General features: G+C 75.6%; 21 protein-coding genes. 12 read left to right on the top strand and 9 right to left on the bottom strand.

The window, feature by feature from the left end; genetic code table 11:
- Window positions 1-35: 35 nt before the first annotated feature.
- From ATM99_RS03575 to ATM99_RS03535, 9 genes are all read left to right on the top strand, one after another.
- Window positions 36-992 carry a MoxR family ATPase gene (locus tag ATM99_RS03575; protein WP_062101563.1) on the top strand — a complete coding sequence of 319 codons (957 nt, stop codon included), beginning with the start codon at window positions 36-38 and terminating at the stop codon, window positions 990-992.
- A 45-nt stretch (window positions 993-1,037) separates the two neighbouring features.
- Window positions 1,038-2,144, top strand: coding sequence for a DUF58 domain-containing protein (locus tag ATM99_RS03570; RefSeq protein WP_223304788.1), 1,107 nt, complete (start codon window positions 1,038-1,040; stop codon window positions 2,142-2,144).
- Window positions 2,141-4,531 carry a transglutaminase domain-containing protein gene (locus tag ATM99_RS03565; RefSeq protein WP_062101561.1) on the top strand — a complete coding sequence of 797 codons (2,391 nt, stop codon included), beginning with the start codon at window positions 2,141-2,143 and terminating at the stop codon, window positions 4,529-4,531. The genes ATM99_RS03570 and ATM99_RS03565 overlap by 4 nt, the downstream gene beginning before the upstream one ends.
- A complete protein-coding gene (locus ATM99_RS03560) occupies window positions 4,528-5,760 on the top strand; it encodes an RDD family protein (RefSeq protein ID WP_062101560.1) in 1,233 nt (410 codons plus the stop codon). Before ATM99_RS03565 ends, ATM99_RS03560 begins: the two co-directional genes overlap by 4 nt.
- Before the next feature lie 87 nt (window positions 5,761-5,847).
- Window positions 5,848-7,323: a PQQ-binding-like beta-propeller repeat protein gene (locus ATM99_RS03555; protein ID WP_062101559.1), complete on the top strand. Its 1,476-nt coding sequence runs from the start codon at window positions 5,848-5,850 to the stop codon at window positions 7,321-7,323.
- Window positions 7,324-7,501: 178 nt separating this feature from the next.
- Entirely contained in the window at window positions 7,502-9,274 is a 1,773-nt protein-coding gene (gene leuA / locus ATM99_RS03550; RefSeq protein ID WP_062101558.1) for a 2-isopropylmalate synthase, read from the top strand.
- 210 nt (window positions 9,275-9,484) lie between these two features.
- Window positions 9,485-10,216 carry a DNA repair protein RecO gene (recO, locus tag ATM99_RS03545; RefSeq protein WP_062101557.1) on the top strand — a complete coding sequence of 244 codons (732 nt, stop codon included), beginning with the start codon at window positions 9,485-9,487 and terminating at the stop codon, window positions 10,214-10,216.
- A gap of 91 nt (window positions 10,217-10,307) precedes the next feature.
- Window positions 10,308-11,093, top strand: a complete 786-nt coding sequence (locus ATM99_RS03540) for an isoprenyl transferase (protein WP_062101556.1) — start codon at window positions 10,308-10,310, stop codon at window positions 11,091-11,093.
- Between the two features lie 35 nt (window positions 11,094-11,128).
- Window positions 11,129-11,485 (top strand): VOC family protein, encoded by a 357-nt coding sequence (locus ATM99_RS03535; RefSeq protein ID WP_062101555.1) that lies wholly within the window; start codon window positions 11,129-11,131, stop codon window positions 11,483-11,485.
- A gap of 17 nt (window positions 11,486-11,502) precedes the next feature.
- Here ATM99_RS03535 and ATM99_RS03530 read toward each other — a convergent pair whose 3' ends face one another.
- Genes ATM99_RS03530 through ATM99_RS03515 form a run of 4 tightly spaced genes read right to left on the bottom strand, consistent with a single transcriptional unit; the run spans window position 11,503 to window position 14,838 of the window.
- Complete coding sequence (locus ATM99_RS03530; RefSeq protein ID WP_062101554.1) at window positions 11,503-12,087, bottom strand: DedA family protein; 585 nt, start codon at window positions 12,085-12,087, stop codon at window positions 11,503-11,505.
- A gap of 32 nt (window positions 12,088-12,119) precedes the next feature.
- Window positions 12,120-13,094, bottom strand: coding sequence for a metal ABC transporter permease (locus ATM99_RS03525; protein ID WP_062101553.1), 975 nt, complete (start codon window positions 13,092-13,094; stop codon window positions 12,120-12,122).
- Window positions 13,091-13,861, bottom strand: a complete 771-nt coding sequence (locus ATM99_RS03520) for a metal ABC transporter ATP-binding protein (RefSeq protein WP_062101552.1) — start codon at window positions 13,859-13,861, stop codon at window positions 13,091-13,093. Before ATM99_RS03520 ends, ATM99_RS03525 begins: the two co-directional genes overlap by 4 nt.
- Entirely contained in the window at window positions 13,858-14,838 is a 981-nt protein-coding gene (locus ATM99_RS03515) for a metal ABC transporter substrate-binding protein (protein ID WP_062101551.1), read from the bottom strand. The genes ATM99_RS03520 and ATM99_RS03515 overlap by 4 nt, the downstream gene beginning before the upstream one ends.
- 162 nt (window positions 14,839-15,000) lie before the next feature.
- On the opposite strand from ATM99_RS03515, the gene ATM99_RS03510 reads away from it, so the two are divergent.
- Entirely contained in the window at window positions 15,001-16,389 is a 1,389-nt protein-coding gene (locus ATM99_RS03510; RefSeq protein ID WP_062101550.1) for a glycine--tRNA ligase, read from the top strand.
- Window positions 16,390-16,504: 115 nt separating this feature from the next.
- Here the strand turns inward: ATM99_RS03510 and ATM99_RS03505 are convergent, their stop codons facing one another.
- The 3 genes from ATM99_RS03505 to ATM99_RS03495 form a co-directional block, all read right to left on the bottom strand.
- The gene (locus ATM99_RS03505) at window positions 16,505-17,464 is read right to left on the bottom strand and encodes a hypothetical protein (protein ID WP_062101549.1); all 960 of its coding nucleotides are present in this window, start codon (window positions 17,462-17,464) and stop codon (window positions 16,505-16,507) included.
- Window positions 17,461-18,051, bottom strand: coding sequence for a SigE family RNA polymerase sigma factor (locus ATM99_RS03500; protein ID WP_223304787.1), 591 nt, complete (start codon window positions 18,049-18,051; stop codon window positions 17,461-17,463). The genes ATM99_RS03505 and ATM99_RS03500 overlap by 4 nt, the downstream gene beginning before the upstream one ends.
- 153 nt (window positions 18,052-18,204) lie before the next feature.
- Complete coding sequence (locus tag ATM99_RS03495) at window positions 18,205-18,867, bottom strand: hypothetical protein (protein ID WP_062101548.1); 663 nt, start codon at window positions 18,865-18,867, stop codon at window positions 18,205-18,207.
- 102 nt (window positions 18,868-18,969) lie between these two features.
- On the opposite strand from ATM99_RS03495, the gene dusB reads away from it, so the two are divergent.
- Window positions 18,970-20,163, top strand: coding sequence for a tRNA dihydrouridine synthase DusB (gene dusB / locus ATM99_RS03490; RefSeq protein WP_062101547.1), 1,194 nt, complete (start codon window positions 18,970-18,972; stop codon window positions 20,161-20,163).
- Window positions 20,164-20,209: 46 nt separating this feature from the next.
- Here dusB and ATM99_RS03485 read toward each other — a convergent pair whose 3' ends face one another.
- Window positions 20,210-20,887: a class I SAM-dependent methyltransferase gene (locus ATM99_RS03485; RefSeq protein WP_223304786.1), complete on the bottom strand. Its 678-nt coding sequence runs from the start codon at window positions 20,885-20,887 to the stop codon at window positions 20,210-20,212.
- Window positions 20,888-20,949: 62 nt separating this feature from the next.
- Here ATM99_RS03485 and ATM99_RS03480 point away from each other — a divergent pair, with 62 nt between their 5' ends.
- Window positions 20,950-22,047 (top strand): glutamate--cysteine ligase, encoded by a 1,098-nt coding sequence (locus tag ATM99_RS03480; RefSeq protein ID WP_062101546.1) that lies wholly within the window; start codon window positions 20,950-20,952, stop codon window positions 22,045-22,047.
- 58 nt (window positions 22,048-22,105) lie between these two features.
- Here the strand turns inward: ATM99_RS03480 and ATM99_RS03475 are convergent, their stop codons facing one another.
- Window positions 22,106-23,821: a glycoside hydrolase family 13 protein gene (locus ATM99_RS03475; RefSeq protein WP_062101545.1), complete on the bottom strand. Its 1,716-nt coding sequence runs from the start codon at window positions 23,819-23,821 to the stop codon at window positions 22,106-22,108.
- Window positions 23,822-23,833: the final 12 nt, after the last annotated feature.

Below are 23,833 nucleotides of genomic sequence, written 5' to 3'. Positions count from 1 at the left end.
CACCCCCACCCCGCACCGCACAGGAGCTCGCGCCGATGACCCCCGATCAGACGACCTGGTTCGCCGAGACGTTCGAGGCGCTCGTCGCCAACGTGGGGGAGGCGCTGCTGGGCAAGGAGGAGACGGTCAAGCTCGTGCTCACCGCGATGCTCGCGGACGGGCACGTGCTCCTGGAGGACGCGCCGGGCACCGGCAAGACGTCGCTCGCGAAGGCCATCTCGGCGACCGTGCAGGGCTCGCACCACCGCATCCAGTTCACGCCGGACCTGCTGCCCTCGGACGTCACCGGCGTGACGATCTACGACCAGTCGTCGCAGCGGTTCGAGTTCCACCCCGGCCCGATCTTCGCGTCCGTCGTGCTCGCCGACGAGATCAACCGCGCCTCGCCCAAGACGCAGGCCGCGCTCCTCGAGGTGATGGAGGAGGCGAACGTCACGGTCGACGGCGTGACGCACCCGGTCGGGCGGCCGTTCATGGTCATCGCGACCCAGAACCCGATCGAGCAGGCCGGCACGTACCGGCTGCCCGAGGCCCAGCTCGACCGGTTCCTCGTCAAGACCTCGCTCGGCTACCCCGACCGCGCGTCCGCGGTGCAGATCCTCGCGGGCGCGAAGGACCGCACGGCCGCGCTGCACCCGCGCATCACGACCCAGGCCGTCGGCACGATGGCCGACCTCGCGCTGACCGTGCACGTCGACGAGGCGGTGCTCGACTACGTCGCGCGCCTGCTCGAGGCGACGCGCGACGACGCGCAGACCTCCCTCGGGGCGAGCGTGCGCGGCGGGCTCGCGCTCGTGCGGTGCGCCAAGGTGTGGGCCGCCGCCGACGGGCGCGACTACGTGCTGCCCGACGACATCAAGGTCCTCGCGCAGCCCGTGCTCGCGCACCGGCTCGTGCTCGACTCCGAGGCCGAGTTCGCGGGCGTGACCGCGGCGGACGTCCTCGGCCGCGTGCTCGGGCAGGTCGCACCGCCCGCCCTGCGGCAGGCCTGACGCATGGGCCTGCGCGTCGCGCCCCTCGGGTGGGGGGTGCTCGTCGTGGCGCTCCTCGCCCTCGCGGCGGGACGCCTGCTCGGCTGGGGCGAGCTCGCCTCGCTCGGCGTCGCCGGCCTCGCGGTCGTCGTCACGGCGCTGCTCATGACCGTGGGCCGCACGCGGTACCGCGTCGTGCTCGACCTGGCCGACCACCGGGTGCGGATCGGCCAGCGCGCCGTCGGGCGCGTCGAGGTCCGCAACGCGGCCCGCCGCCGCGCGCTGCCGTCGCAGGTCGACCTGCCGGTGGGGGAGCGCGTCGTCGAGCTGTCCGTCCCCGGCCTGGCGCCCGACGCCGTGCACGACGACCTGTTCGCCGTGCCGACCGAGAGGCGCGCCGTGATCGTCGTCGGGCCGGTCGTGTCGCGTCGCGGCGACCCGCTGGGCCTCGTGCAGCGCCGCCTGCGCTGGACCGAGCCCGCCGAGCTGTTCGTGCACCCCGAGGTCGTCGCGCTCGGCGGCGCCAACGCCGGGCTGCTGCGCGACCTCGAGGGGCAGTCGACGCGCGACCTGTCGGACTCCGACCTCAACTTCCACGCGCTGCGCGACTACGTCGCCGGTGACGACCGGCGGTACATCCACTGGCGCACCACGGCGCGTCGCGGCAAGCTCATGGTCAAGCAGTTCGAGGACACGCGCCGCACGCTCACCGTCATCGCGCTCGCCAACGCCACCGGCGACTACCGCGACGCCGACGAGCTCGAGCTCGGCGTGTCCGTCGCCGCGTCGATCGCCGTCCAGGCGATCCGCGACGAGCGCGACGTCGAGGTCCTCGCGGGACCCGGCCGGCTGCGCACCGCGACGCCGCCGCTGCTGCTCGACGACTGCTCGCGCCTCGCGTCGTCGAGCGCCGGCGCCGGGGTCGTCCTCCTCGGTCGCCGCGTCGTGCGCGAGACCCCCGACGCGTCGGTCGCGTTCCTCGTGACCGGCGGCGCGCCCAGCGACACGGACCTGCGGCTCGGCGCGCGCGCCCTGCCCGCCGGAACGCGCGCCGTCGTGCTGCGCTGCGCGCTCGGCGAGGACGTCGCGGTCCGGACGCAGGGCTCGCTGACCCTGGCGACGGTCGGCGCGCTCGCCGACCTGCCGCGCGCGCTGCGGCGGGTGGTCGGATGAGCGCCGGTCGGCGCGTCGGCGTGCGCGAGCCCGCCGACGCCGTGCGCGACGTCGTCGCCCTCGTGGCCGCGACGGGCCTCGCGCTCACCCCGCTCGTACCGGTCTACGGCGCCTCGGCCGTCCTGCCGGCGCTCGTCGGCGGCGTCGTCCTGGGAGCCGCCGTGTCGGTCGTCGCGGCCCTGCGCCGGTGGTCGGCACTCGTCGTGGTCGCGCTGCTCGTCGCCGGCTACGCGCTCGCCGGCGGTGCGCTGGCCGCGCCGACGACCACCGTCGGCGGCGTGCTGCCGACCCCCGCCACGTTCCTCGCGCTCGCGCGCGGCGCCGCCTCGACGTGGAAGCAGCTGCTCACGCTGCAGCCTCCGGTGGGGACGGGCGGCACGCTGCTGGTCGCGGCGTTCCTGCTGTCGCTCGTCGGCACGGCCGGTGCCCTCGCGCTGACGCTGCGCGTACGCCGGCCCGCGGTCGCGGCGCTCGCGGGCGTCGTCCCGCTGCTCGTCCTCGTCGGCGCGGTCGTCCTCGGCACGCGCACGCCACCGGTGCCGCCCGTCGCGGCCGGCACCGCGTTGCTGGCCCTCGTCCTCACGTGGGCTGCGTGGCGCACCGGGCGCTGGCGCCCGCGCCGCGTCGTCGCCACCGCGGCGCTCGCCGCGGTGGCCGTGGCCGGCGGGCTCGTCGGCGGGCCGCTCGTCGTCGCCGACCAGCCGCGTCTCGTCGTGCGCGACGAGATCGTCCCGCCGTTCGACCCGCGCGCCTACCCCAGCCCGCTCGCGTCGTTCCGACGCCTGGTCAAGCTCGACGACACCGTGCTCATGACGCTCGACGGCCTGCCCGACGGCGCCCGCGTGCGTCTGGCGACCTTCGACCGCTACGACGGCGTGGTGTTCAACGTCGCCGGGGACGGCTCGGCGCAGGCGTCGGGCGAGTTCCGGCGGGTGGGGGACCGCCTCGACGTCGCCGCGCGCGGTGAGCGTGCGCAGGTCGAGGTCACGATCGGCGACCTGCAGGGCGTGTGGCTGCCGACCGTCGGGCTCGCCACGTCCGTCGACCTGGGGCCGGCGACCGACGACCTGCGGTACAACGACGCCACGGGGGCCGCGGTCGTCGCGTCGGGCGTCCGCGAGGGCATGACGTACCGGCTCGACGTCGTGGTGCCCGACGTGCCCGACGACGACACGATCGGCGGCGCGGGCGCCGCGTCGGTCGTGCAGCCCGTGACGCAGGACCAGCCGCAGGCCGTCGCGGTGACGGCCGCCGACGTCGCGCGCGACGCCGGGACCCCGGTGCAGGTCGCGCGCGCCATCGCGAGCCACCTCGCCGACGAGGGCTACTTCAGCCACGGCCTGACGGACGCGGGTGACCACCCGTCGCTGTCCGGGCACGGCGCCAAGCGGATCGCCGAGCTGCTCGCCGGCGAGCGCATGGTCGGCGACGGCGAGCAGTACGCGGCGGCCGCGGCGCTCATGATGCGTGACATGGGCCTGCCCGCGCGCGTCGTCCTGGGGTTCGTCCCCGGGTCGGGCGACGACGAGGAGGGCGACGGCGACGTCGCCGTGCCCACCGACGCCGACGGCGCGGTCGAGATCCGCGGTCGCGACGTGCAGGCGTGGGTCGAGGTCGCGTTCGCGGGTCACGGCTGGGTGCCGTTCGACGTGACGCCGCCGCAGTCGCGCACACCCGACCAGGAGCAGGAGGAGACCGACACCGACCCGCAGCCGCAGGTCGTGCAGCCCCCGGCGCTTCCCCCGGACCGCGTGACGCCGCCCGAGGACGACACCGAGCAGCCGCAGGCCGAGGACCCGGGCCGTGACGACTCGGCGCTCGCGCGGTGGCTGCGCATCGCCGCGTGGACCGGGGTCGGTCTCGGCACGCTGCTGCTCCTGCTGTCGCCGCTGCTCGTGGTCGTCGGGCTCAAGGCACGCCGTCGTCGACGCCGCCGGCGCGCCCCCGACCCGGTGCACGGCGTCGCGGGTGGCTGGGACGAGGTCGTCGACACGGCCCGCGACATGGGCGGTCCGCCGCCGGCCGCGGCGACGCGTCGCGAGACCGCGCGGGCCTGGGCCTCGACGATCGTGCGCGGCCACCCCGCGGTCGCCGCGCGGGTCGAGGCGCTCGCGCGGCGTGCGGACCGGACCGTCTTCGGGTCGGGCACGCCCGACCGTGCCGAGGTCGAGGCGTACTGGGCGGACGTCGACGCGACCGTCGGGGCGCTGCGCCGCACGTTGCCCTGGCGCCGGCGCGTCCGTGCCCGCGGCTCGCTCGCGTCCCTGCGCGCCCGGCGTGCCGTCGCGTCGGCGGCGCGTGCCGACCGCGCGCGGGCGACCCGCACGACCGCCGTACCCGGGCGCGGCTCCCGCCGCGCACGCCGACCCCGCCGAGGTGGACGATGACCCCCGCTCCTGCGCTCGCCGTCGACGACAGGCCCGCGGGCCTCGGGCGGCGGTTCCTCGCCGCGCTGATCGACCAGGTCGTCGTGCTGGTGCTCGGCGGCGGCCTCGTCGTCGTCGCGTCGCTGCGGCTCGCGCTCGCGCTGCGTGAGGACCCGGCCGCCGTCCCCGCGCTGCCCGCCCCGCTGCTCGCGGCGGGCTCGCTGCTGGCCCTCGCGGTGAGCGTCGCGCAGTGGCTGCTGCACGGCCGGTACGGCTGGACCCTCGGGCGCCGGCTGCTGGGCGTGCGCACGGTGGACGCGCACTCGCGGCGCCCGATCGGTCCGTGGCGCGTGCTGGTGCGTGGCCTGGTCGTCGCCGTCGGTGCGCTCGCGTGCTTCGTCGGCCAGTACGTCGTCCTGCTCTCGCCCCTGGTCGACCGGACCGGCCGTCGTCGCGGCTGGCACGACCGCGCGGTCGGCGCCGAGGTGCTGCGCGCCGCGACCGTCGCGGTGCCGGCGGCGCACCGGGCGGGTCGCGGCCCCGGCCCGGGTGCGGCCACCGCGGCCCCGCGGTCGCCCGCCGACGGCGACGCGCCGTTCCGACCCCCGGTGGCTCCGCCGCCGCCGGCCCCGTCGGCGCCCGTCACGGGTGCCGTGCCGGCGGTCGGGGCGCGGCCCACGGGCACGCCCACCGGCGGGCTCGTGCTCGCACCTCTGCACCAACAGCGTTCGGCCCCGGACCTCGACACGCGCGCGATCCCGGTCGTGCGCGCCGACGGGCGCCGTGCCGACGTCGAGCGTGCCGACGAGCCGGCCCTGTCCTTCGGGCTCGCGCCCGAGCTCGAGCTCACGCGCCCCGCACCGCCGCGCACGGACGTCGTGCCGGCGCCGCGCACGACGACCTCGGGGCTGCGCGTCACGCTCGACGACGGGCGCGTGCTCACGGTCGACCGCGTCGCCCTGGTCGGGCGCAACCCCACGCCGGCGCCCGCGGTGCAGGTCGTGCGGGTCGTCGACCCGGGCCGCTCGGTGTCCAAGACGCACCTCCAGCTCGAGGTCGACGCGACCGGTGCGTGGGTCGTCGACCGCGGGTCGACGAACGGCACGGTCGTGACGCTGCCCGACGGCGGCCAGGTGGTGTGCCGGGTCGACCACCCCGTGCGGCTGCGCGAGGGCGTCGTCGTCGCGTTCGGGGACCGCTCGCTGCGTGTCGTGCAGGTGCCCGCGGGCGGGTCGCCCGGCGAGTCCTAGGACCGGTCCCGTCCGGCGGCGTCGTACGGGCTGGACCGGCCGGTCGAACCCGTCCCGCACCGGGCCCCCGTGGCCTACTGTCGGCACATGGGCGTCACGCGCCCGGCCGCGCGGATGCGGCCGGTCGAGCTGGTCGACGAGGACGAGGACCGTCCGGCGTCGGACGGTCCCGCGCGACCGAGGGACGGCGGGTCCGACGGTCACGACGGTCACGACGGTCACGGTGCGGACCACGTGCCGGTGCCGTGGCGGCGCTGGTGGCCCTGGCTGGCCGCGACGGTCGTCGTGGTGGTGGCCGCCGCCGGGATCGCGACCGTGCGCGCCGACCGCGCCGCGCAGGAGCGTGCCGAGCGCATCGCCGGCGTCCCGGGCATGGTCCGACCGCTGGAGCGGACGCCGACGGTGCTGTGGCGCGCGCCCGCGGCGGGCGCGGGCTCGGTGGTCGCGGCGGGCGGGGCGATCGTCCTGCTGTCCGCCGGCGACGGGACGTGGACGGCCCGCGCCCACGACCCCGTGACGGGGCAGGAGCGCTGGCAGCGCCCGCTCGTCGCGGTGCCCGGCCCGGGCTTCGAGTCGCTCGTCGTCACGTGCGTCCCGGGGGCCGCGGCGACGGACGTGCTGCTGTGCGCGTGGACCGAGCCCGACGTGCTGTACGGCGACGGCGAGGTCACGGCCCCCGCCGCCCGGCCGACCCGCGTCGTGGCCGTCGACCCGCTCGACGGCACGGTGGTCGGGGAGTGGGACGCGCCGGGTCCGACGGTCGGCGTGCTCCGGGTCGACGACGACCTGCTGGTGGCGTCCGCGCAGCCCGACCGGCGCGTGCAGGTCGTGCGCCGCGCCGGCACGAGCGGCGAGACGCTGTGGTCGTGGACGTCGACCGATGCCCTCGTGGACCCGACAGGGGTGCGCGTGCCGCCGCGGCTGCTCGGTGACGAGAGCGTGATCACGATGGCCGGCATCGCGCCGACGGTCCTGGACCCGCGCACCGGGGACGTCATCCGCTCCGGGCCGCGTGGCCGGCAGATGCTCGCGCGGGGCCTCCCCGACGGCGGGTACGTGCTGTGGGTGTGGACGGTCGGCGCGCAGCTGCGGGACGCCGACGGCACGGTCCGCGGGACGGTGCCCACGATGCCCTCGCCGGTGGTGACCGACGGCTCGCTCGACCGTCAGCTCCTGGTCGACACCGGCAACCAGGTCGAGGCCGTGGCGGCCGCCGACGGGACGCAGCTGTGGCGCCTGACGACGGCGCAGGAGCCGGTCGCGATGGTGGACGGCGTGGTCGTCCTCGCGCGGGACGCCACGGTCGAGGTCGTCGACGGCGGCGACGGTCGCGCGCTGTGGCAGCAGCGCGGTGCGAGCGAGCTGGTGTCGCCGCCCGTGACCGACGGGCTGCACGCGATCTCGGCCGCGCCGCGCGGCGGTGCGGTCGAGCTCGCCGCGCGCGGCCTGCGCGACGGGGTGCTGGCCTGGGAGGTGTCGCTCCCGGCCGACGTCGAGGACGTCGTCGCCGTGGGCGGTCGGCTCGTCGCCCTCACGGGGTCGGAGGCGCTCGCGGTCGGCTGAGGCGTCCCGACCCGTGGCCACGGGTTGCGGCGTGAGGCGACGTGGGGGGTATGGTCGTGCCGTGCGTACACGCTCGCTGCTTCTTCGTCGCCGCGACGAGGCCCTCTAGGCCGGATCCTCGTCGCGGTGTGAGCCGTGCCCGGCTGAACCCGCCGAGACCCGCGACGAAGGACTTCCGATGAGCAGCCAGACCCCCGTGACGCCCGCCCCGGCCGCGCAGCGCAACCCGCAGCAGCCGTCCGGCATGCCGGTGCACCGCTACCGCCCGTTCCACGAGCAGATCCGTGTCGAGCTGCCGGACCGCACGTGGCCCGACAAGCGCATGACCCAGGCACCCCGCTGGTGCGCGGTCGACCTGCGTGACGGCAACCAGGCGCTGATCGAGCCGATGAGCCCGGCGCGCAAGCTCGAGATGTTCGAGCTGCTGGTCGCGATGGGGTTCAAGGAGATCGAGGTCGGCTTCCCGTCGGCGTCGCAGACCGACTACGACTTCGTGCGCATGCTCATCGAGGAGCAGCGCATCCCCGACGACGTCGTCATCCAGGTGCTGACGCAGGCGCGCGAGCACCTCATCGAGCGGACGTACGAGTCGCTCGCGGGTGCCAAGCAGGCGATCGTGCACCTGTACAACTCGACGTCGACGCTGCAGCGCGAGGTCGTGTTCCGCTCCGACGAGGACGGCATCGCCGACATCGCCGTCTCGGGCGCGCGGTTCTGCCGCAAGTACGAGGAGCTGATCCCCGACACCGAGGTGTTCTACGAGTACAGCCCCGAGTCGTACACGGGCACCGAGCTCGAGTACGCCGTGCGCGTGTGCAACGCCGTGCTCGACGTCCTGGAGCCGACGCCCGAGCGCCCCGTCATCATCAACCTGCCCGCGACGGTCGAGATGGCGACGCCCAACGTCTACGCCGACTCGATCGAGTGGATGAGCCGTCACCTGCACCACCGCGGGTCGGTCGTGCTGTCGCTGCACCCGCACAACGACCGCGGCACCGCGGTCGCGGCGGCCGAGCTGGGGTACCTGGCCGGTGCGGACCGCATCGAGGGCTGCCTGTTCGGCAACGGCGAGCGCACGGGCAACGTCGACCTGGTCACGCTGGGCATGAACCTGTTCAGCCAGGGCATCGACCCGCAGCTCGACTTCTCCGACATCGACCGCATCCGGCGGACCGTGGAGCGCTGCAACCAGATGCCGGTGCACGAGCGGCACCCGTACGGCGGCGACCTGGTCTTCACGGCGTTCTCGGGCTCGCACCAGGACGCGATCAAGAAGGGCCTGGACGCGATGGAGGTGCGCGCGGCCGCGCAGGGCGTCGCCGTCGCCGACGCCGAGTGGGCCGTGCCGTACCTGCCGATCGACCCCAAGGACGTCGGCCGGTCGTACGAGGCGATCATCCGCGTGAACTCGCAGTCCGGGAAGGGCGGCATCTCGTACCTGCTGAAGTCCGAGAAGGACCTCGACCTGCCGCGCCGGCTGCAGATCGAGTTCTCGCAGGTCGTGCAGCAGCACACCGACCAGCACGGCACCGAGGTCACGGCCGACGACCTGTGGTCGATCTTCAACGACGAGTACCTGCCGGTGACGCCGGGCGGTCCGCTCGCGCCGTGGGGTCGGTTCTCGCTGCGCGGCACGCGTGTCACCAGCACCGAGGGCGGCCAGGACACGCTCGAGGTCGACCTCGTGGACCGCGGCGTCGAGCGCACGCTGACCGGCACCGGCAACGGCCCGGTCGCCGCGTTCGTCGCGGCGCTCGCCCAGGTCGGCGCGGACGTCGCCGTGCTCGACTACGCCGAGCACGCGCTGTCCGCGGGCGGTGACGCGACCGCCGCCGCGTACGTCGAGTGCGCGATCGGCGACGACATCCTGTGGGGCGTCGGCATCGACCCGTCGATCACGACGGCCTCCCTCAAGGCGATCGTCTCCGCGGTCAACCGGCACGAGCGCTGACGCGCCGTCCCCCGATCGTCCGTCCCGGCGCGCGCACGAGCGTGCGGGGCCGGACCCGCGGGGCGCGGCGGCGGCGACCCCGTCCGTCGTGCCCCGCGTCCCCCGTGCCGCCGACCCGTCGTCGGCGACCCCGACCCACGGCCCGGCCCCGGCGCACCCACCCGCGCGCCGCGTGCGGTCCGTGTCGGCGGCACGGGGGACAATGACCGCGTGAGCCTCTACCGCGACGAGGGGATCGTGCTGCGCACCCACAAGCTGGGCGAGGCCGACCGCATCGTCACCCTCCTGACGCGCGAGCACGGCAAGGTGCGCGCGGTCGGCAAGGGCGTGCGTCGCACCACCTCACGGTTCGGCTCGCGGCTCGAGCCGTTCATGCACGTGGACCTGCAGCTCAGCACGGGCCGCAACCTCGACGTCGTGACGCAGGTCGAGACGCTGGGCCCGTACGGCCGGCACATCAGCGAGGACTACGCGCTGTACACCGTGGGCACCGCGATGCTCGAGACGGCGGAGCGCCTCGTCGAGGCCGAGCGCGAGCCGTCGGTGCAGCAGTACCGCCTGCTGGTCGGCGCCGTGCGGGCGCTCGCGACGCGTGCGCACGCACCGGGGCTCGTGCTCGACTCCTACCTGCTGCGGGCGCTCGCGGTCGCGGGCTGGGCGCCGAGCTTCACCGACTGCGCGCGCTGCGGCGAGCCCGGGCCGCACCACGCGTTCGCGCCCGCGGTCGGCGGCGCGGTGTGCGGCGCGTGCCGGCCCCCGGGTGCGGCGGCGCCGGCGCCCGAGACGTTCGCGCTGCTGGCCGCCCTCCTGTCCGGGGACTGGGAGGTCGCCGACGCGAGCGCCGAGCGGCACCGGGCCGAGGGCAACGGCCTGGTCGCGGTGTTCTGCCAGTTCCACCTCGAGCGGCGGCTGCGGTCGCTGCCGATGGTCGAGCGGGTCTGAGGGCGGCGCGCGGCGACGGCGGTGCGGCCGCCGGGCCGACGACCCGCCCGCAGCGACGGGCGAGGGCCCGCGGGCCTGGCACGATGTGTCCGTGCCTCGCGAGATCGTGCCGCCCTACCCGCACCCGTCCGGCGCCCGCCCGCCGCAGATCCCGCGGCAGTTCGTGCCGCGGCACGTGGCGGTGGTCATGGACGGCAACGGGCGGTGGGCCAACGCGCGCGGGCTGCCGCGCGTCGAGGGGCACCGCGCGGGCGAGGCGTCGCTGCTCGACGTCGTGGCGGGGGCCATCGAGATCGGCGTGCAGCACGTGTCGGCCTACGCGTTCTCGACCGAGAACTGGTCGCGCTCGCCCGAGGAGGTGCGGTTCCTCATGGGCTTCAACCGCGACGTGCTGCGCCGACGGCGCGACCTGATGCACTCGTGGGGCGTGCGCGTGCGCTGGGCCGGCCGGCGGCCGCGCCTGTGGCGCTCGGTCATCTCGGAGCTCGAGGAGGCGGAGCGCCTCACGGTCGACAACACGACGTGCACGCTGACGATGTGCGTCAACTACGGCGGTCGCGCGGAGATCGCCGACGCCGCGCGGCAGATCGCCCGCGAGGTGGCGGCCGGCCGGCTCAACCCCGAGCGGGTGACCGAGAAGACCGTGCAGCGGTTCCTCGACGAGCCCGACCTGCCGGACGTCGACCTGTTCCTGCGGTCGTCGGGCGAGCAGCGCATCTCCAACTTCATGCTCTGGCAGGCGGCGTACGCCGAGATGGTGTTCCTCGACGAGGCGTGGCCCGACGTCGACCGGCGGCACCTGTGGCGCGCGGTCGAGACGTACGCGCGCCGCGACCGGCGCTACGGGGGTGCGGTGGACGCCCCGGCCGCCACCTGAACCCGGGTGTCGGTGCCGGCCGCTACGGTCGCCCCATGAGCCTGACGCTGAGCATGGTCACCTTCGACACCACGGACCCGCGCGAGCTGGCGGCCTGGTGGCGCGACCGCACGGGTGCCGCCGTGGTGCACGAGGACGACGGCTTCGTCGTGCTCGCGCCGCCCGCGGGGCTCCCGGCGCTGGGGTTCCAGCGCGTCGACGACGTCGCACCGGGCAAGAACCGCGTGCACCTCGACCTCGCGGCGCCGGACCCGGCCGCGGCGGTCGCGGACCTCGTCGCGGCCGGTGCCACCCGGGTAGGTGACCACGGCCTGGCCGACGGGTTCACCTGGACGGTCCTGGCCGACCCGCACGGCCACCAGTTCTGCGTGTCGGCGGCGCACGCCGACTGACGCGCGCGCGAGGGGCGTCAGCGCGTGACGGTGGGCGCCGGGTCGTCGACGTCGGCGGTCTTGGCAGGTGCCGTCGCGCGGCGTCGGGTCGCGGTGATCACGCCGGCCGCGACCGCGGCGATCACGACCCCCAGGGCGACGAGCCCCCACGGCGACCCCGCCGCGAGGCTCAGTGCGCCCCAGACCGCGCCGATGCCGACCGTGCCCCAGATGGCCGCCCACGCGACCGCGCCCGGCAGCGACGCGAGCGTGAAGCGCAGGTAGGGCATGCGCAGCACGCCGGCGCCCGCGAACACCGCCGTCTGCACGCCGACCGTGAGGTAGGCCAGCGTCACCGCGAACGGCCCCCAGCGGTGCACGAGCGCGAGCCCGCGGCGCGCGGCGGGCGTCGAGGTCAGCCGCGCCGTGCGGTCGACCGTGCGCTGCCACCACCGCGGGCCGTGCCGGTGCTCGCCCTCGTAGCGGGCGCCGCGGGCGACCCCGCGCCCTGCCCAGTAGGTGAGGTGCGAGCGGGCCAGGACGATGCCGAACAGGCACAGCAGCGCGACCGCGACGGGCATGCCGTCGAGGCCGTACTCCTGGAGGACCTGCGTCGGCGTCACCGCTCGATCCTACGTGGCGTGCGCGACGGGCCTCACGGCCGCCGCGGTGCGGGCGGGTCGGCGGGCGTGCCGGACGCGTCGGGTGCGCACGCGGCGTCGACCGCGGGGACGAGCACGTCGTCGGACATGTCGGGGTGCGGGTCGTGCGCGGCGCGTCGGCGGGCGAGGAGCGGGTGCAGCAGCGCCGAGAGCGCGTAGAGGACGATCGCGAGCACGACGATCGTCGCGCCCGGCGGCACGTCGTTCCAGTACGTGACGACCAGGCCCACGACGCTCACCGTCACCCCGATCCCGCTGGCCACGGCCATGGTGCGGCCGAACGAGCGCGCGTAGAGCTGGGCGACCGCGACCGGGACGATCATGAGCGCGCTGACCAGCAGCAGCCCGACGACGCGCATCGCGATGGTCACGGTCAGCGCCGCGAGCGTCGCGACGAGCATCGACACCAGACGCACGGGCAGCCCGCTCGCACGCGCGAACTCCTCGTCGTGGCTCACCGCGAACAGCGTCCAGCGCAGGCCGACGCCCACGCCCAGCACGAGCACCGCGAGGGCGACGGTCCACCACAGGTCACCGGTGGACACGGTCGAGATCGACCCGAACAGGTAGCTCATGAGGTTGGCGTTGGTGCCGCCCGCGACCTTGATGAGGAGCACGCCGCCGGCGATGCCGCCGTAGAACATGATCGCGAGCGCGAGGTCGCCGCTCGTGCGGCCGCGCTCGCGCACGAGCTCGATGACGACGGACCCGACGACGGCCGCCACGACCGCGCCGGGCACCGCGAGGGCGTCGGCGGGGGAGACGGCAGCCCAGCTGCCGACGAGCCACCCGAGCGCGACACCCGTGAGCGCGACGTGCCCGATCCCGTCGCCCATGAGCGCCATGCGGCGCTGCACGAGGAACGTGCCCACGACGGGTGCGGCGGCACCCACGAGCACGGCGGCGATCAGCGCGCGCTGCATGAGCGGCGAGCCGAGCAGCGTCAGCACCTGGTCCCACGCGCTCACGGGGTCACCTCCAGCGTGAGGTCGGGGCCGTCGAGCGGCGGCTCGGGGTCGGCGTGCGGGTGCAGGTGGTCGTGCTCGGCGTGCCCGTGCTCGCCGCGTGCGGGCGGCGGCGGGCCGTCGTGCACGACGCGACCGTGCCGCAGCACCACGGCGCGGTCGATCAGCGGCGCGAACGGGCCGATCTCGTGCAGGATCACGACGACGGTCGTGCCCGTGTCCCGCAGCCGCGCCAGCGCCGTGACGAACGTGTCCTGCGTCGGCAGGTCGATGCCGGAGGTCGGCTCGTCGAGGACCAGCAGCGACGGCTCGCGGACCAGCGCTCGCGCGATGAGGACGCGCTGCTGCTGGCCGCCCGACATCTCCTGCACGCGTCGGTCGACCAGGTCCTCGACGCCCAGGGCGGCGAGCGCCGCGGTCGCGCGGGCCCGGCGGTCGCGCGGTGGGCGCAGCCGGCGGCCGTGCAGCATCCCGGAGACGACCACCTCGAGCGCGGTCGTCGGGACACCCCCCGCGGCGGACATGCGCTGCGGGACGTAGCCGACGCGCTGCCACGGCACGCCGCGACCGAGCGGCTCGCCAAGGAGCCGGACGCTGCCGGAGGCGAGCGGCACGACCCCGAGCAGCGAGCGCACGAACGTGGACTTGCCGGAGCCGTTGGCGCCGAGCAGGGCCACGACCTGCCCGGGGGGCACCGCGAGGTCCACGCCGCGGACGATGGCCTGACCGCCCAGCGTCACGTGGACGTCGGTGGCGTCGATCGCGTTCACGAGCAGGACAATGCCACGCGCAGGGCCTCGAGGTTGGCCTCGGAGATCGTGAAGTAGTCCTGCGCGTCGTCGGTCAGGCCCTCGATCGGGTCGAGCACGGCGGTCTCGACCCCGAGGTCGGACGCCAGGGTCTGCGCGACCTTCGGGGACGCGAGCGTCTCGAAGAAGATCGTGGTCACGCCCTGCGCGCGCACGAGGTCGCCGACGTCGCGCAGGCGGGCCGGCGACGGCTCGGTCTCGGGGTCGACGCCCGCGATCCCGACCTGCTGGAGGTCGTAGCGCTGCGCGAGGTACCCGAACGCCTCGTGCGTCGTGACGACCGTGCGGCGCTCGCACGTCGCGAGCCCGGCGGTGTACGCCGCGTCGAGCTCGTCGAAGCGGGCGTCGAGGGCCGTCGCGTTGGCACGGTAGGTGTCAGCGCCGTCCGGGTCGATCTCGCTGAGCGCGTCGGCGACGGCGTCGGCGACCGCGGGCATGCGTGTCGGGTCGAGCCAGAAGTGCGGGTCCAGGCCGCCGTGCTCGTGACCGTCGTCCTCATGATCCGCCTCGTCGTGGCTCTCGCCGCCGAGCTCCTGCGTGTGGCCCTCCTGCTCGGTGGTCTCCAGGTGGGCGAGGTCGGCGGCGTCGACGGTGCGCGCGGGCCCGGCCTCGGAGACGGCGGCGTCGACGGCGGCCTGGAACCCCGACTGGTAGACGACGAGCTGTGCGGCGGAGACCGAGGCCACCTGCGCGGGGGACAGCTCGACGTCGTGCGGCTCGGCGCCGGGCGGCGTGAGGGAGCCGACCTCGACCCGGTCGCCACCGACCTGCTGGGCGATCATCTGCAGCGGGTAGAACGACGCGAGCACCTGCACGGTGCCGTCGTCGCCCCCCGTCGTCGTCGAGCAGGCCGCGAGGGCGAGCACGGGTGCGGTGAGCACGGCGGCGAGGGTCGCGGTGCGGCTGCGGGAGGACGGGCGGCGAGCGCTGCGGGACATGAGATCGATTCTCAGGTAGGCGAGAACCGTTGTCAAAACAGCGTGCCGCACGCCGCGCGCACCCGCGTGGTCCTCAGGTCCCGCGTCACGACCGATAGCCTGGGCCGGTTGTGCCCCGCGGCACCCAGCCGCGGGCTTCCTCGACCCAGGAGAAGAACCACCGTGGCTGCCGCACCGTCCCGTCTCGACGCCGTCGTCTCCCTCGCCAAGCGCCGGGGATTCGTGTTCCCCAGCGGCGAGATCTACGGGGGCACCCGCTCCGCGTGGGACTACGGACCGCTGGGCGTCGAGCTCAAGGAGAACATCAAGCGCCAGTGGTGGCGGGCGATGGTCCAGAGCCGCGAGGACGTCGTCGGGCTCGACTCGGCCGTCATCCTGCCGCGTCAGGTCTGGGTCGCCTCGGGCCACGTCGGCGTCTTCACCGACCCGTTGACCGAGTGCCTGTCGTGCCACAAGCGGTTCCGCGAGGACCACCTGCTCGAGGACTTCGAGGCCAAGAAGGGCCGCGCGCCCGAGAACGGCCTGGCCGACCTCGCGTGCCCCAACTGCGGCACGCGCGGCCAGTGGACCGAGCCGCGCGACTTCAACATGATGCTCAAGACCTACCTCGGCCCGGTCGAGGACGAGTCCGGGCTGCACTACCTGCGGCCCGAGACCGCGCAGGGCATCTTCGTGAACTTCAAGAACGTCTACACCGCGGCGCGCATGCGCCCGCCGTTCGGCATCGGCCAGATCGGCAAGTCGTTCCGCAACGAGATCACGCCGGGCAACTTCATCTTCCGCACGCGCGAGTTCGAGCAGATGGAGATGGAGTTCTTCGTCGAGCCCGGCACCGACGAGACCTGGCACCAGTACTGGATCGACACCCGCACCGACTGGTACGTCGACCTCGGCATCGACCGCGACAACCTGCGCCACTACGAGCACCCGTCCGAGAAGCTCTCGCACTACTCCAAGCGCACGGTCGACATCGAGTACAGGTTCGGCTTCAGCGGCAGCGAGTGGGGCGAGCTCGAGGGCATCGCCAACCGCACCGACTTCGACCTCGGGACGCACAGCGAGCACTCGGGCCAGGACCTGTCGTTCTTCGACCAGGGCAAGAACGAGCGCTACGTGCCGTACGTCATCGAGCCGGCCGCCGGTCTGACCCGCTCGCTCATGGCGTTCCTCGTCGAGTCGTACCACGAGGACGAGGCGCCCAACACCAAGGGCGGCGTCGACAAGCGCACCGTGCTCAAGCTCGACCCGCGCCTCGCACCGGTCAAGGCCGCGGTCCTGCCGCTGTCGCGCAACGAGCAGCTGAGCCCCAAGGCCCGCGACCTCGCGGCCGAGCTGCGCCGCAGCTGGAACGTCGACTTCGACGACGCCGGCGCGATCGGTCGCCGGTACCGCCGCCAGGACGAGATCGGCACGCCGTTCTGCATCACCGTCGACTTCGACACGCTCGACGACCAGGCCGTGACGATCCGTCACCGCGACGACATGTCGCAGCAGCGGGTCGCGCTCGACCAGGTCACGGGATACCTCGCGCAGCGCCTGCCCGGCGTCTGACAGCAGGCCCGGTACGCCGGGCGCACGTGACGGCGCCCCGGGGCTCTCGAGCCTCGGGGCGCCGTCGTGCGTACGCGGGTCCGCGCAGGTGCCGCGCGCGTCGCGCGGCGGGGCGTCAGAGCGCGGCGCCCATCGCGCGCAACGCGTCGACGACCTCGTCGAGCGGCGCCTGGGGGAGCCACACCCCCAGCTGCTCGCGGGTGACGGGCACGCCGTTGACGTACGACGACCCGTCGTCGCCCACGAACACGAACCACGCCGCTCCCGACACCGTGGCACCGTCCGGCGCCTCGTTCGTGAGGTCGACGACCGAGCCGTCGCCCACCACGGAGAAGAGCGTGGCGCCCGAGCCCGTGGGGTCGGCGTACGTCGGGACCTCGACGACGTGGCGGACGTCGCCCGCGGCGTCGGGCACGCCGTAGGACAGCGCGAGCGCGACCCGGGCGCCCGGCATCCACGCCGGGACCGCGCCGACGGCGACCGTGACCGGTGCGGAACGGGTCCCCAGGCCCGCCAGGAGCGTGGAGTCGTACCCCTGCGCGGGCCCGTTGCCGAGGAGATCGGCCTCGGCGTCCCAGGGCAGGGTCACGGGCACCAGGGTCGCGTCCGTGCTCGTCGTGGTGGCGACGGCGAACGGGACGTCGCGCCAGGATCCGTCGGCGTCCGTCGCTTGGCCCAGCACCAGGTGCGACGCACCCGCCGAGATGCCGGTGGCCCACCAGACGTCGCCGCCCGGCCTCACCCACTCTGCCGGTGCGCGGGTCGCCGCGAGGTCCGGCGCCAAGGAGGTGACGTCCGCCGCGGGCGGCGTCGCGGACGCGGAGTCCGGGACCGCGGCAGCGGGGTCCACCGGTGCGCCCGCGGGCGGCACCGCGCCGCCGCCACCCACCAGCACGGTCGCGGTGACCAGCGCGCCCGCGGCCACGGCGGTCACCCCGAGGACGGCGGAGGCCCGGCGTCGTCGCCGCCGGCGTCCCAGCGTGATCGTGCTCGCAGGGTCGAGCGTCATCGGCGGCACCTGCGCGTCCGCGGACGTGCGCAGCCGGGTGACGAGTGCGTCGTCGGTCGTGGTCATCGGGTTCCTCCGTGGTGGTCGTCGGCGTCGAGCAAGGCGCGCAGCGACGCCAGCGCGCGGGACGTGGTGGACTTCACAGTGCCGACGCTCACGCCCAGGTCGTCGGCGACCTCCTGCTCGGTCAGGCCGACGAGGTGGCGCAGGACCACCACGCGGCGCTGCCGCGCGGTGAGCGTCGCGAGCACACGCACGACCTCCTCGCGGTCCTCGGTGCTCCCGGCGGGGCGGGCGACGGTCTCCGGCAGGTCGGCGGGTGCCGTGAGGACCTCGCGGCGGCGTCGTCGCCACGTGTCCGTGCGCAGGTTCACGAGCGTGCGGCGCGCGTACGCGGCCGGGTTGCCGCCCCGCACGCGCGACCACGCCGCGTAGGTGCGCACGAGCGCCTGCTGCGTGAGCTCCTCGGCACGGTGGGGGTCGCCGACCAGCAGCCATGCCGTGCGCAGCAGCTCCGGCGAGGTCGCGGCCATGAACGCCGTGAACTCGTCGTCGTGCGTCGTCCGGACGGACGGTGCCGCCGCCCTGGGCAGCACGCGGACCGACTCGGGCGGGAGGCCGTCGGGGGGAGGCGGCAGACTCGTCGTGGTCACGTCCTCTCAGACGCACCACCCTGCCTCAGGGTTGCGTCCCCGAGGCGGCTCACCCGAACGGGTGCCGCGCCGCCGGACCGCGTCGCGCGCTCGGCCGGCCGTGCCGTGCCACGCGGCCGACGGGTCCCGGCGACAGGTCCTGAGGCAGCGGCGTCAGGCCCCCGGGACCGGGTTCCACGGCCGCTCGACCGTGCCGACCCAGCGCTGCGGGGCCACGGCGGCGACGGCCTCGGCGGTGGCCCGCGCGACGTCGGGGGACGGGGCGAGGAACAGCCGGTAGCGCACGGGAGGCAGGCCCTCGACGGGGGCGGGGTCGGACGGCACGCGCAGCAGCCGCCGCGAGCGGCCGTCGAGCGTGGTGCCGCTCGTCCAGATCTCGAGCGACCAGCCCTGCACGCCGATGAGCGCGTTGCCGAGCGCGGCCCCCGCGCTCAGGGCGACGGGCTTGCGCATGTAGGACACCGCGACCGCACCGACCTCGTCCCACGACGCGAGCCGCACACGGTCGTGGCCCTGCCACCAGTCCAGGCCGTCGTGGTCGACGAGCAGGCCGGCCGGACGCCGCAGGTTCCGTAGCGTCACGACCCCGCCCAGGGCCACCGCACCGAACAGCAGCACGCCGCAGATCAGCACGACCCGCGCCACGGCGATCGTGGTCGGGTCGTCGTTCTCCGAGGTCAGCGGGCCGGCGAGCATGACGCCGCAGCCCACCGCGAGGAGCGCGGACAGCGCGACGCCCACGCCCAGCAGCGGCGTCGCACCCCCGCGGAAGTCGATGCGCGTCGCGCCGGGCGGGGGCGGGGGCAGGTCGGTCACGACCGGACGCTAGCGGCGCCGTCCGCGGCGTCACAACCCGGGTGCGCGCGGGTCCGTCCGCCCCGGCGACGGCGCCTCGGACGTGTGGGGGACAATGGGCGCGTGCCCGCGTCGACCCCCGCCCCCGCCACGCCCGTGACCAGCGCGAGCCCCGCGCTGCCGCCGCTGCGCATCGGGCCGATCACGGTCGACACGCCCGTCGTGCTCGCGCCGATGGCGGGCGTCACGAACGCGGCCTTCCGACGGCTGTGCCGCGAGTCGGGGGCCGGGCTGTACGTCGCGGAGATGCTGACGAGCCGCGCGCTCGTCGAGCGCAGCCCCGAGTCGTTCCGGATCATCGCGTTCGAGCCCGACGAGGTGCCGCGCTCGGTGCAGCTCTACGGCGTCGACCCGACGACGGTGGGCGCGGCGGTCCGGCTGCTGGTCGAGGAGGACCGCGCCGACCACGTCGACCTGAACTTCGGCTGCCCCGTGCCCAAGGTGACGCGCCGCGGCGGCGGTGCGGTGCTGCCGTGGAAGCGGGACCTGTTCGCGGCCATCGTCCGCGCGGCCGTCGACGCGGCACGCCCGCACGGCGTGCCCGTGACCGTGAAGATGCGCAAGGGCATCGACGAGGACCACCTCACGTACGTCGAGGCGGGGCTCGTCGCGCAGGACGCGGGCGTCGCGGCCGTCGCGCTGCACGGGCGCACCGCCGCCGACTACTACTCGGGCACGGCCGACTGGGACGCGATCGCGACGCTCAAGGAGGCGGTCACCGACATCCCGGTGCTCGGCAACGGCGACATCTGGTCGGCCGAGGACGCGCTCGCGATGGTCGCGCACACGCGCTGCGACGGCGTGGTGGTGGGTCGCGGCTGCCAGGGTCGGCCGTGGCTGTTCGCCGACCTCGCGGCGGCGTTCGCGGGGTCCGACGTGCGCGTGCGGCCCGGGCTGCGCGAGGTCGCGCAGGTCGTCCGTCGGCACGCCGAGCTCATGGTCGACACCTTCGGCGACGAGGGCAAGGCGCTGCGCGAGATGCGCAAGCACATGGCCTGGTACCTCAAGGGCTACGTGGTGGGCGGCGAGACGCGCGCCCAGCTCGGGCTCGTGTCGTCGCTCGCCGAGCTCGACGACCGGCTCGCGGGGCTCGACCTCGACCAGCCGTACCCGGGCGAGGCCGCCGAGGGCCCGCGCGGCCGCGCCGGGTCGCCCAAGCGTCCGATCCTGCCGTACGGGTGGCTCGACTCGCGCGAGCTGTCGGAGGAGTTCCGGCGCGACCTGCACGAGGCCGAGCTGTCGGTCTCGGGCGGCTGACGCGGGCGTCGACCACCGGCCCCGTGCCGCGGGCCGCGCCGGCCGCTCAGCCCGGTCGGCGCGCGAGCAGGAACGCCTGCGCGTGCCGCTCGTGCGCCTCGGGCTCGCGCACGACCCGCGCCCGCACGTCCAGCCCGGCGCGCGTGAGCACGCCGGCCAGCTCGTCCGGCCGCCAGAGCCACGCGTCCAGGTCGACGTCGTGCCCGTAGGCGCGGGACAGGTGCCGCGGTCCGTCGCCCGCCTGGACGCCGACCAGCAGATGCCCGCCCGGTGCGAGCACCCGGTGCAGCTCGGCGGCGACGCCCGGCAGCTGTGCGGGCGGCACGTGGATCAGCGAGTACCAGGCCAGCACGCCCGCCTGCGACGCGTCGGGGTACGGCAGCGCGGCCAGCGACCCGACCACGAACGGCAGCGTCGGGTGTGCGCGGCGCGCGGCGGCCACCATCGCGGGCGACAGGTCGAGGCCGTGCGCCGCGAGCCCGAGCGCGGCGAGGTGCGCGGTCATGCGGCCCGCGCCGCACCCCACGTCCGCGACCGGGCCCGCCGCGCCCGTCGCGCCGACGAGCCATGCGAACGCCCCCACGGTCGCCAGGTCGAGGGGCGTCTCGGCCTCGGTGCCCGGCAGGAGCGCCGCGTACGCGTCGGCCACCGTGTCGTAGGCGGCACGCACGCGCGCGGCGTGCGCGTCCGGGTCGATCGGTCCGGGGGCGGTCGTCGCGGGCACCGGGAGAGCCTACGCAGCGGCTCGGCGCGCGGACCCGCCCGCGGGGCAGCAGACTGCACGGCGTGCGGAGCATCGGTGTCGAGGAGGAGTACCTGCTGGTCGACGGGCAGGGCGTGCCCACGGGCGTGGCCGACGCGGCCGTGCGCGCGTTCGAGCGGTCGGGAGGTGAGCAGGACCCGACGCCCGGCGGTGGTCTCGAGCACGAGCTGCAGGAGCAGCAGGTCGAGACCGGGACGCCGCCGCGCGTCGACCTGGCCGACGTGGCCGACGAGGTGCGGGAGGGCCGGCGCCGGGCGTCCGACGCCGCGCTCGCGGCCGACGCGCGGCTCGTCGCGCTCGCGACGTCACCGCTGCCCGGCCCGACGACGTTGACGCACGGTGCGCGGTACGAGGCCATCGCCCAGGCGTACGCGCTGACGGTCCGCGAGCAGCTCACGAGCGGGTGCCACGTGCACGTCGCGGTCGCGGACGACGACGAGGGCGTCGCGGTGCTCGACCGCATCGGGCCGTGGCTGCCCACGCTGCTCGCCCTGAGCGCGAACTCGCCGTACTGGCGGGGGGAGGACTCGGGCTACGCGTCGATCCGCGCTCAGCGGTGGAACCAGTGGCCGACCGCGGGTCCCACCGCGGTCTTCGGCTCGGCCGCGGCCTACCGCGCGGCGGTCGAGGGTCTCGTGTCCTCGGGCGTCGCGCTCGACGCCGGGATGATCTACTTCGACGCCCGCCTGTCGCAGCGCTACCCGACGGTCGAGCTGCGCGTCGCGGACGTGTGCCTGCGCGCCGACGACGCCGTGCTGGTCGCCGCGCTGTCGCGTGCGCTCGTGGAGACCGCGGCGCGCGAGGCGGCCGACGGCGTGCCGCCCGCCCTGCAGCGGGTCGAGCCGCTGCGGGCCGCGACGTGGCGGGCCGCGCGCTCAGGTCTCGCGGGCGACCTGCTGGTGCCGCCGTCGATGACGCCGGTGCCGGCGCGTGACGCGGTCGTCGCGCTGCTCGACCACGTGCGACCCGCGCTCGTCGACGCGGGCGACCTCACGTCCGTGCAGGACCTGCTGGCCCGGCTGTGGGAGCGCGGCACGGGCTCGGACGAGCAGCGCGGCTGGGCGCGCGACGGCGGGCTGCCCGCCGTCGTCGAGCACGCGGTCGCGGCGACCCGGGCGTGACGCCGACGGCCCGGCCGCCGTGGGGCGACCGGGCCGTCGGCGAGCGCGCCGCCCAGCGTCAGGACGCGCGCAGCCAGACCGTCGTGCCGGCCGGGAGCAGGTCGCCGTCGAGCGGGCCGGACGCGAGCAGCACCTGCGCGCCCGCGGGCAGGTCGACGGCCTCGTCGTCGAGGTTCGCGACCACCACGACGTCGCGGTTGCGGAACGCCAGGACGTGCTCGGAGCCGTGCCCCTCGAGCCACTCGAGGCCGCCCGCGCCGAGGTCCTCGGCACGGCGCGTCCGCAGCGCCGCGCGGTACAGCTCGTACGTCGACCCCTCGGCGCGGCGCTGACGGTCCGCGGCGAGCTCGGCCCACTCCGCGGGCTGCGGCAGCCACGTGGCGCCGGTGGGGGAGAACCCCAGGCCGGGCGCGTCGCCCTCCCAGGGCAGCGGCACGCGGCAGCCGTCGCGGCCGCGCTCGGCGCCGCCCGTGCGGAAGAACGCGGGGTCCTGGCGCAGGTCGTCGTCGAGCGCGGTGTGCTCGGGCAGCCCGAGCTCCTCGCCCTGGTAGACGTACGCCGAGCCGGGCAGCCCGAGCATGAGCAGCGTCGCGGCCCGGGCGCGCCGCAGGCCGAGCGCAGCGTCGGGCTGCTCGTCGCCGTGGCCGATGCCGTTGGGTCGGTGCGTCGGGTCGGACAGCCCCAGGCGCGACGCGTGGCGCACGACGTCGTGGTTCGACAGCACCCACGTGGTGGGCGCGCCGACCGCGTCGTTGGCCGCGTACGACGACGTGATCACGCGGCGCAGCGACGGGCCGTGCCAGCCGGCCGCGAGGAACGCGAAGTTGAAGGACTGGTGCGCCTCGTCGGGCCGCACGTAGCGGGCGAGGCGGCTCAGCGGCTCGACCCACGCCTCGGTGACCATGGCGCGGTCGCCGTCGTACGTGTCGAGCACGCGGCGCCACGCGCGGTAGATCTCGTGCACGCCGTCCTGGTCGAACATCGGTCCGCGGTTGCCCGAGCCGTCGACCGCGTCGACGCCGTCGACGTCGTCGGAGCCCTCGATCATCGTGACGTGGCCGTCCCAGTCGGGCAGGCCCGGCTGCTTGACCATGCCGTGCGCGACGTCCACGCGGAACCCGTCGACGCCGCGGTCGAGCCAGAACCGCAGGACGTCCTCGAACTCGGCGCGCACCTGCGGGTCGTCCCAGTCGAGGTCGGGCTGCTTGCTGTCGAACAGGTGCAGGTACCACTGGCCGGGCGTGCCGTCGGGGTCGGTCGTGCGCGTCCACGCGGGGCCGCCGAAGATCGACTCCCAGTTGTTGGGCGGCAGCTCGCCGTGCTCGCCCCGGCCGTCGCGGAAGTGGTAGCGGGCGCGCTCGCGCGAGCCGGGGCCGGCGGCGAGCGCGGCCTGGAACCAGACGTGCTCGTCGGACGTGTGGTTGGGGACGAGGTCGACGACCACGCGCAGACCGAGCTCGTGCGCGCGTGCGACGAGCGCGTCGGCGTCGGCGAGCGTGCCGAACAGCGGGTCCACGTCGCGGTAGTCGGCGACGTCGTAGCCGGCGTCGGCCTGCGGCGACCGGTAGAACGGCGAGAGCCAGACCGCGTCCACGCCGAGGTCGACGAGGTGCTCGAGGCGCGACGTGACGCCGGGCAGGTCGCCCACGCCGTCGCCCGACGCGTCCGCGAACGAGCGCGGGTAGACCTGGTAGATCACGGCGGTGCGCCACCACTCGGGCCGGGTGTCGGGGTGGTGCGCGATGAGCTCGGTCGAGGGGGACACGAGGGTCACGGGGTGCCTTCC

The sequence above is a fragment of the Cellulomonas sp. B6 genome (genome assembly GCF_001462455.1).
Classification (GTDB): domain Bacteria; phylum Actinomycetota; class Actinomycetes; order Actinomycetales; family Cellulomonadaceae; genus Cellulomonas.
Note: the sequence above shows the minus strand (reverse complement) of the source record. Positions and strands in the feature narration are given on the sequence as shown.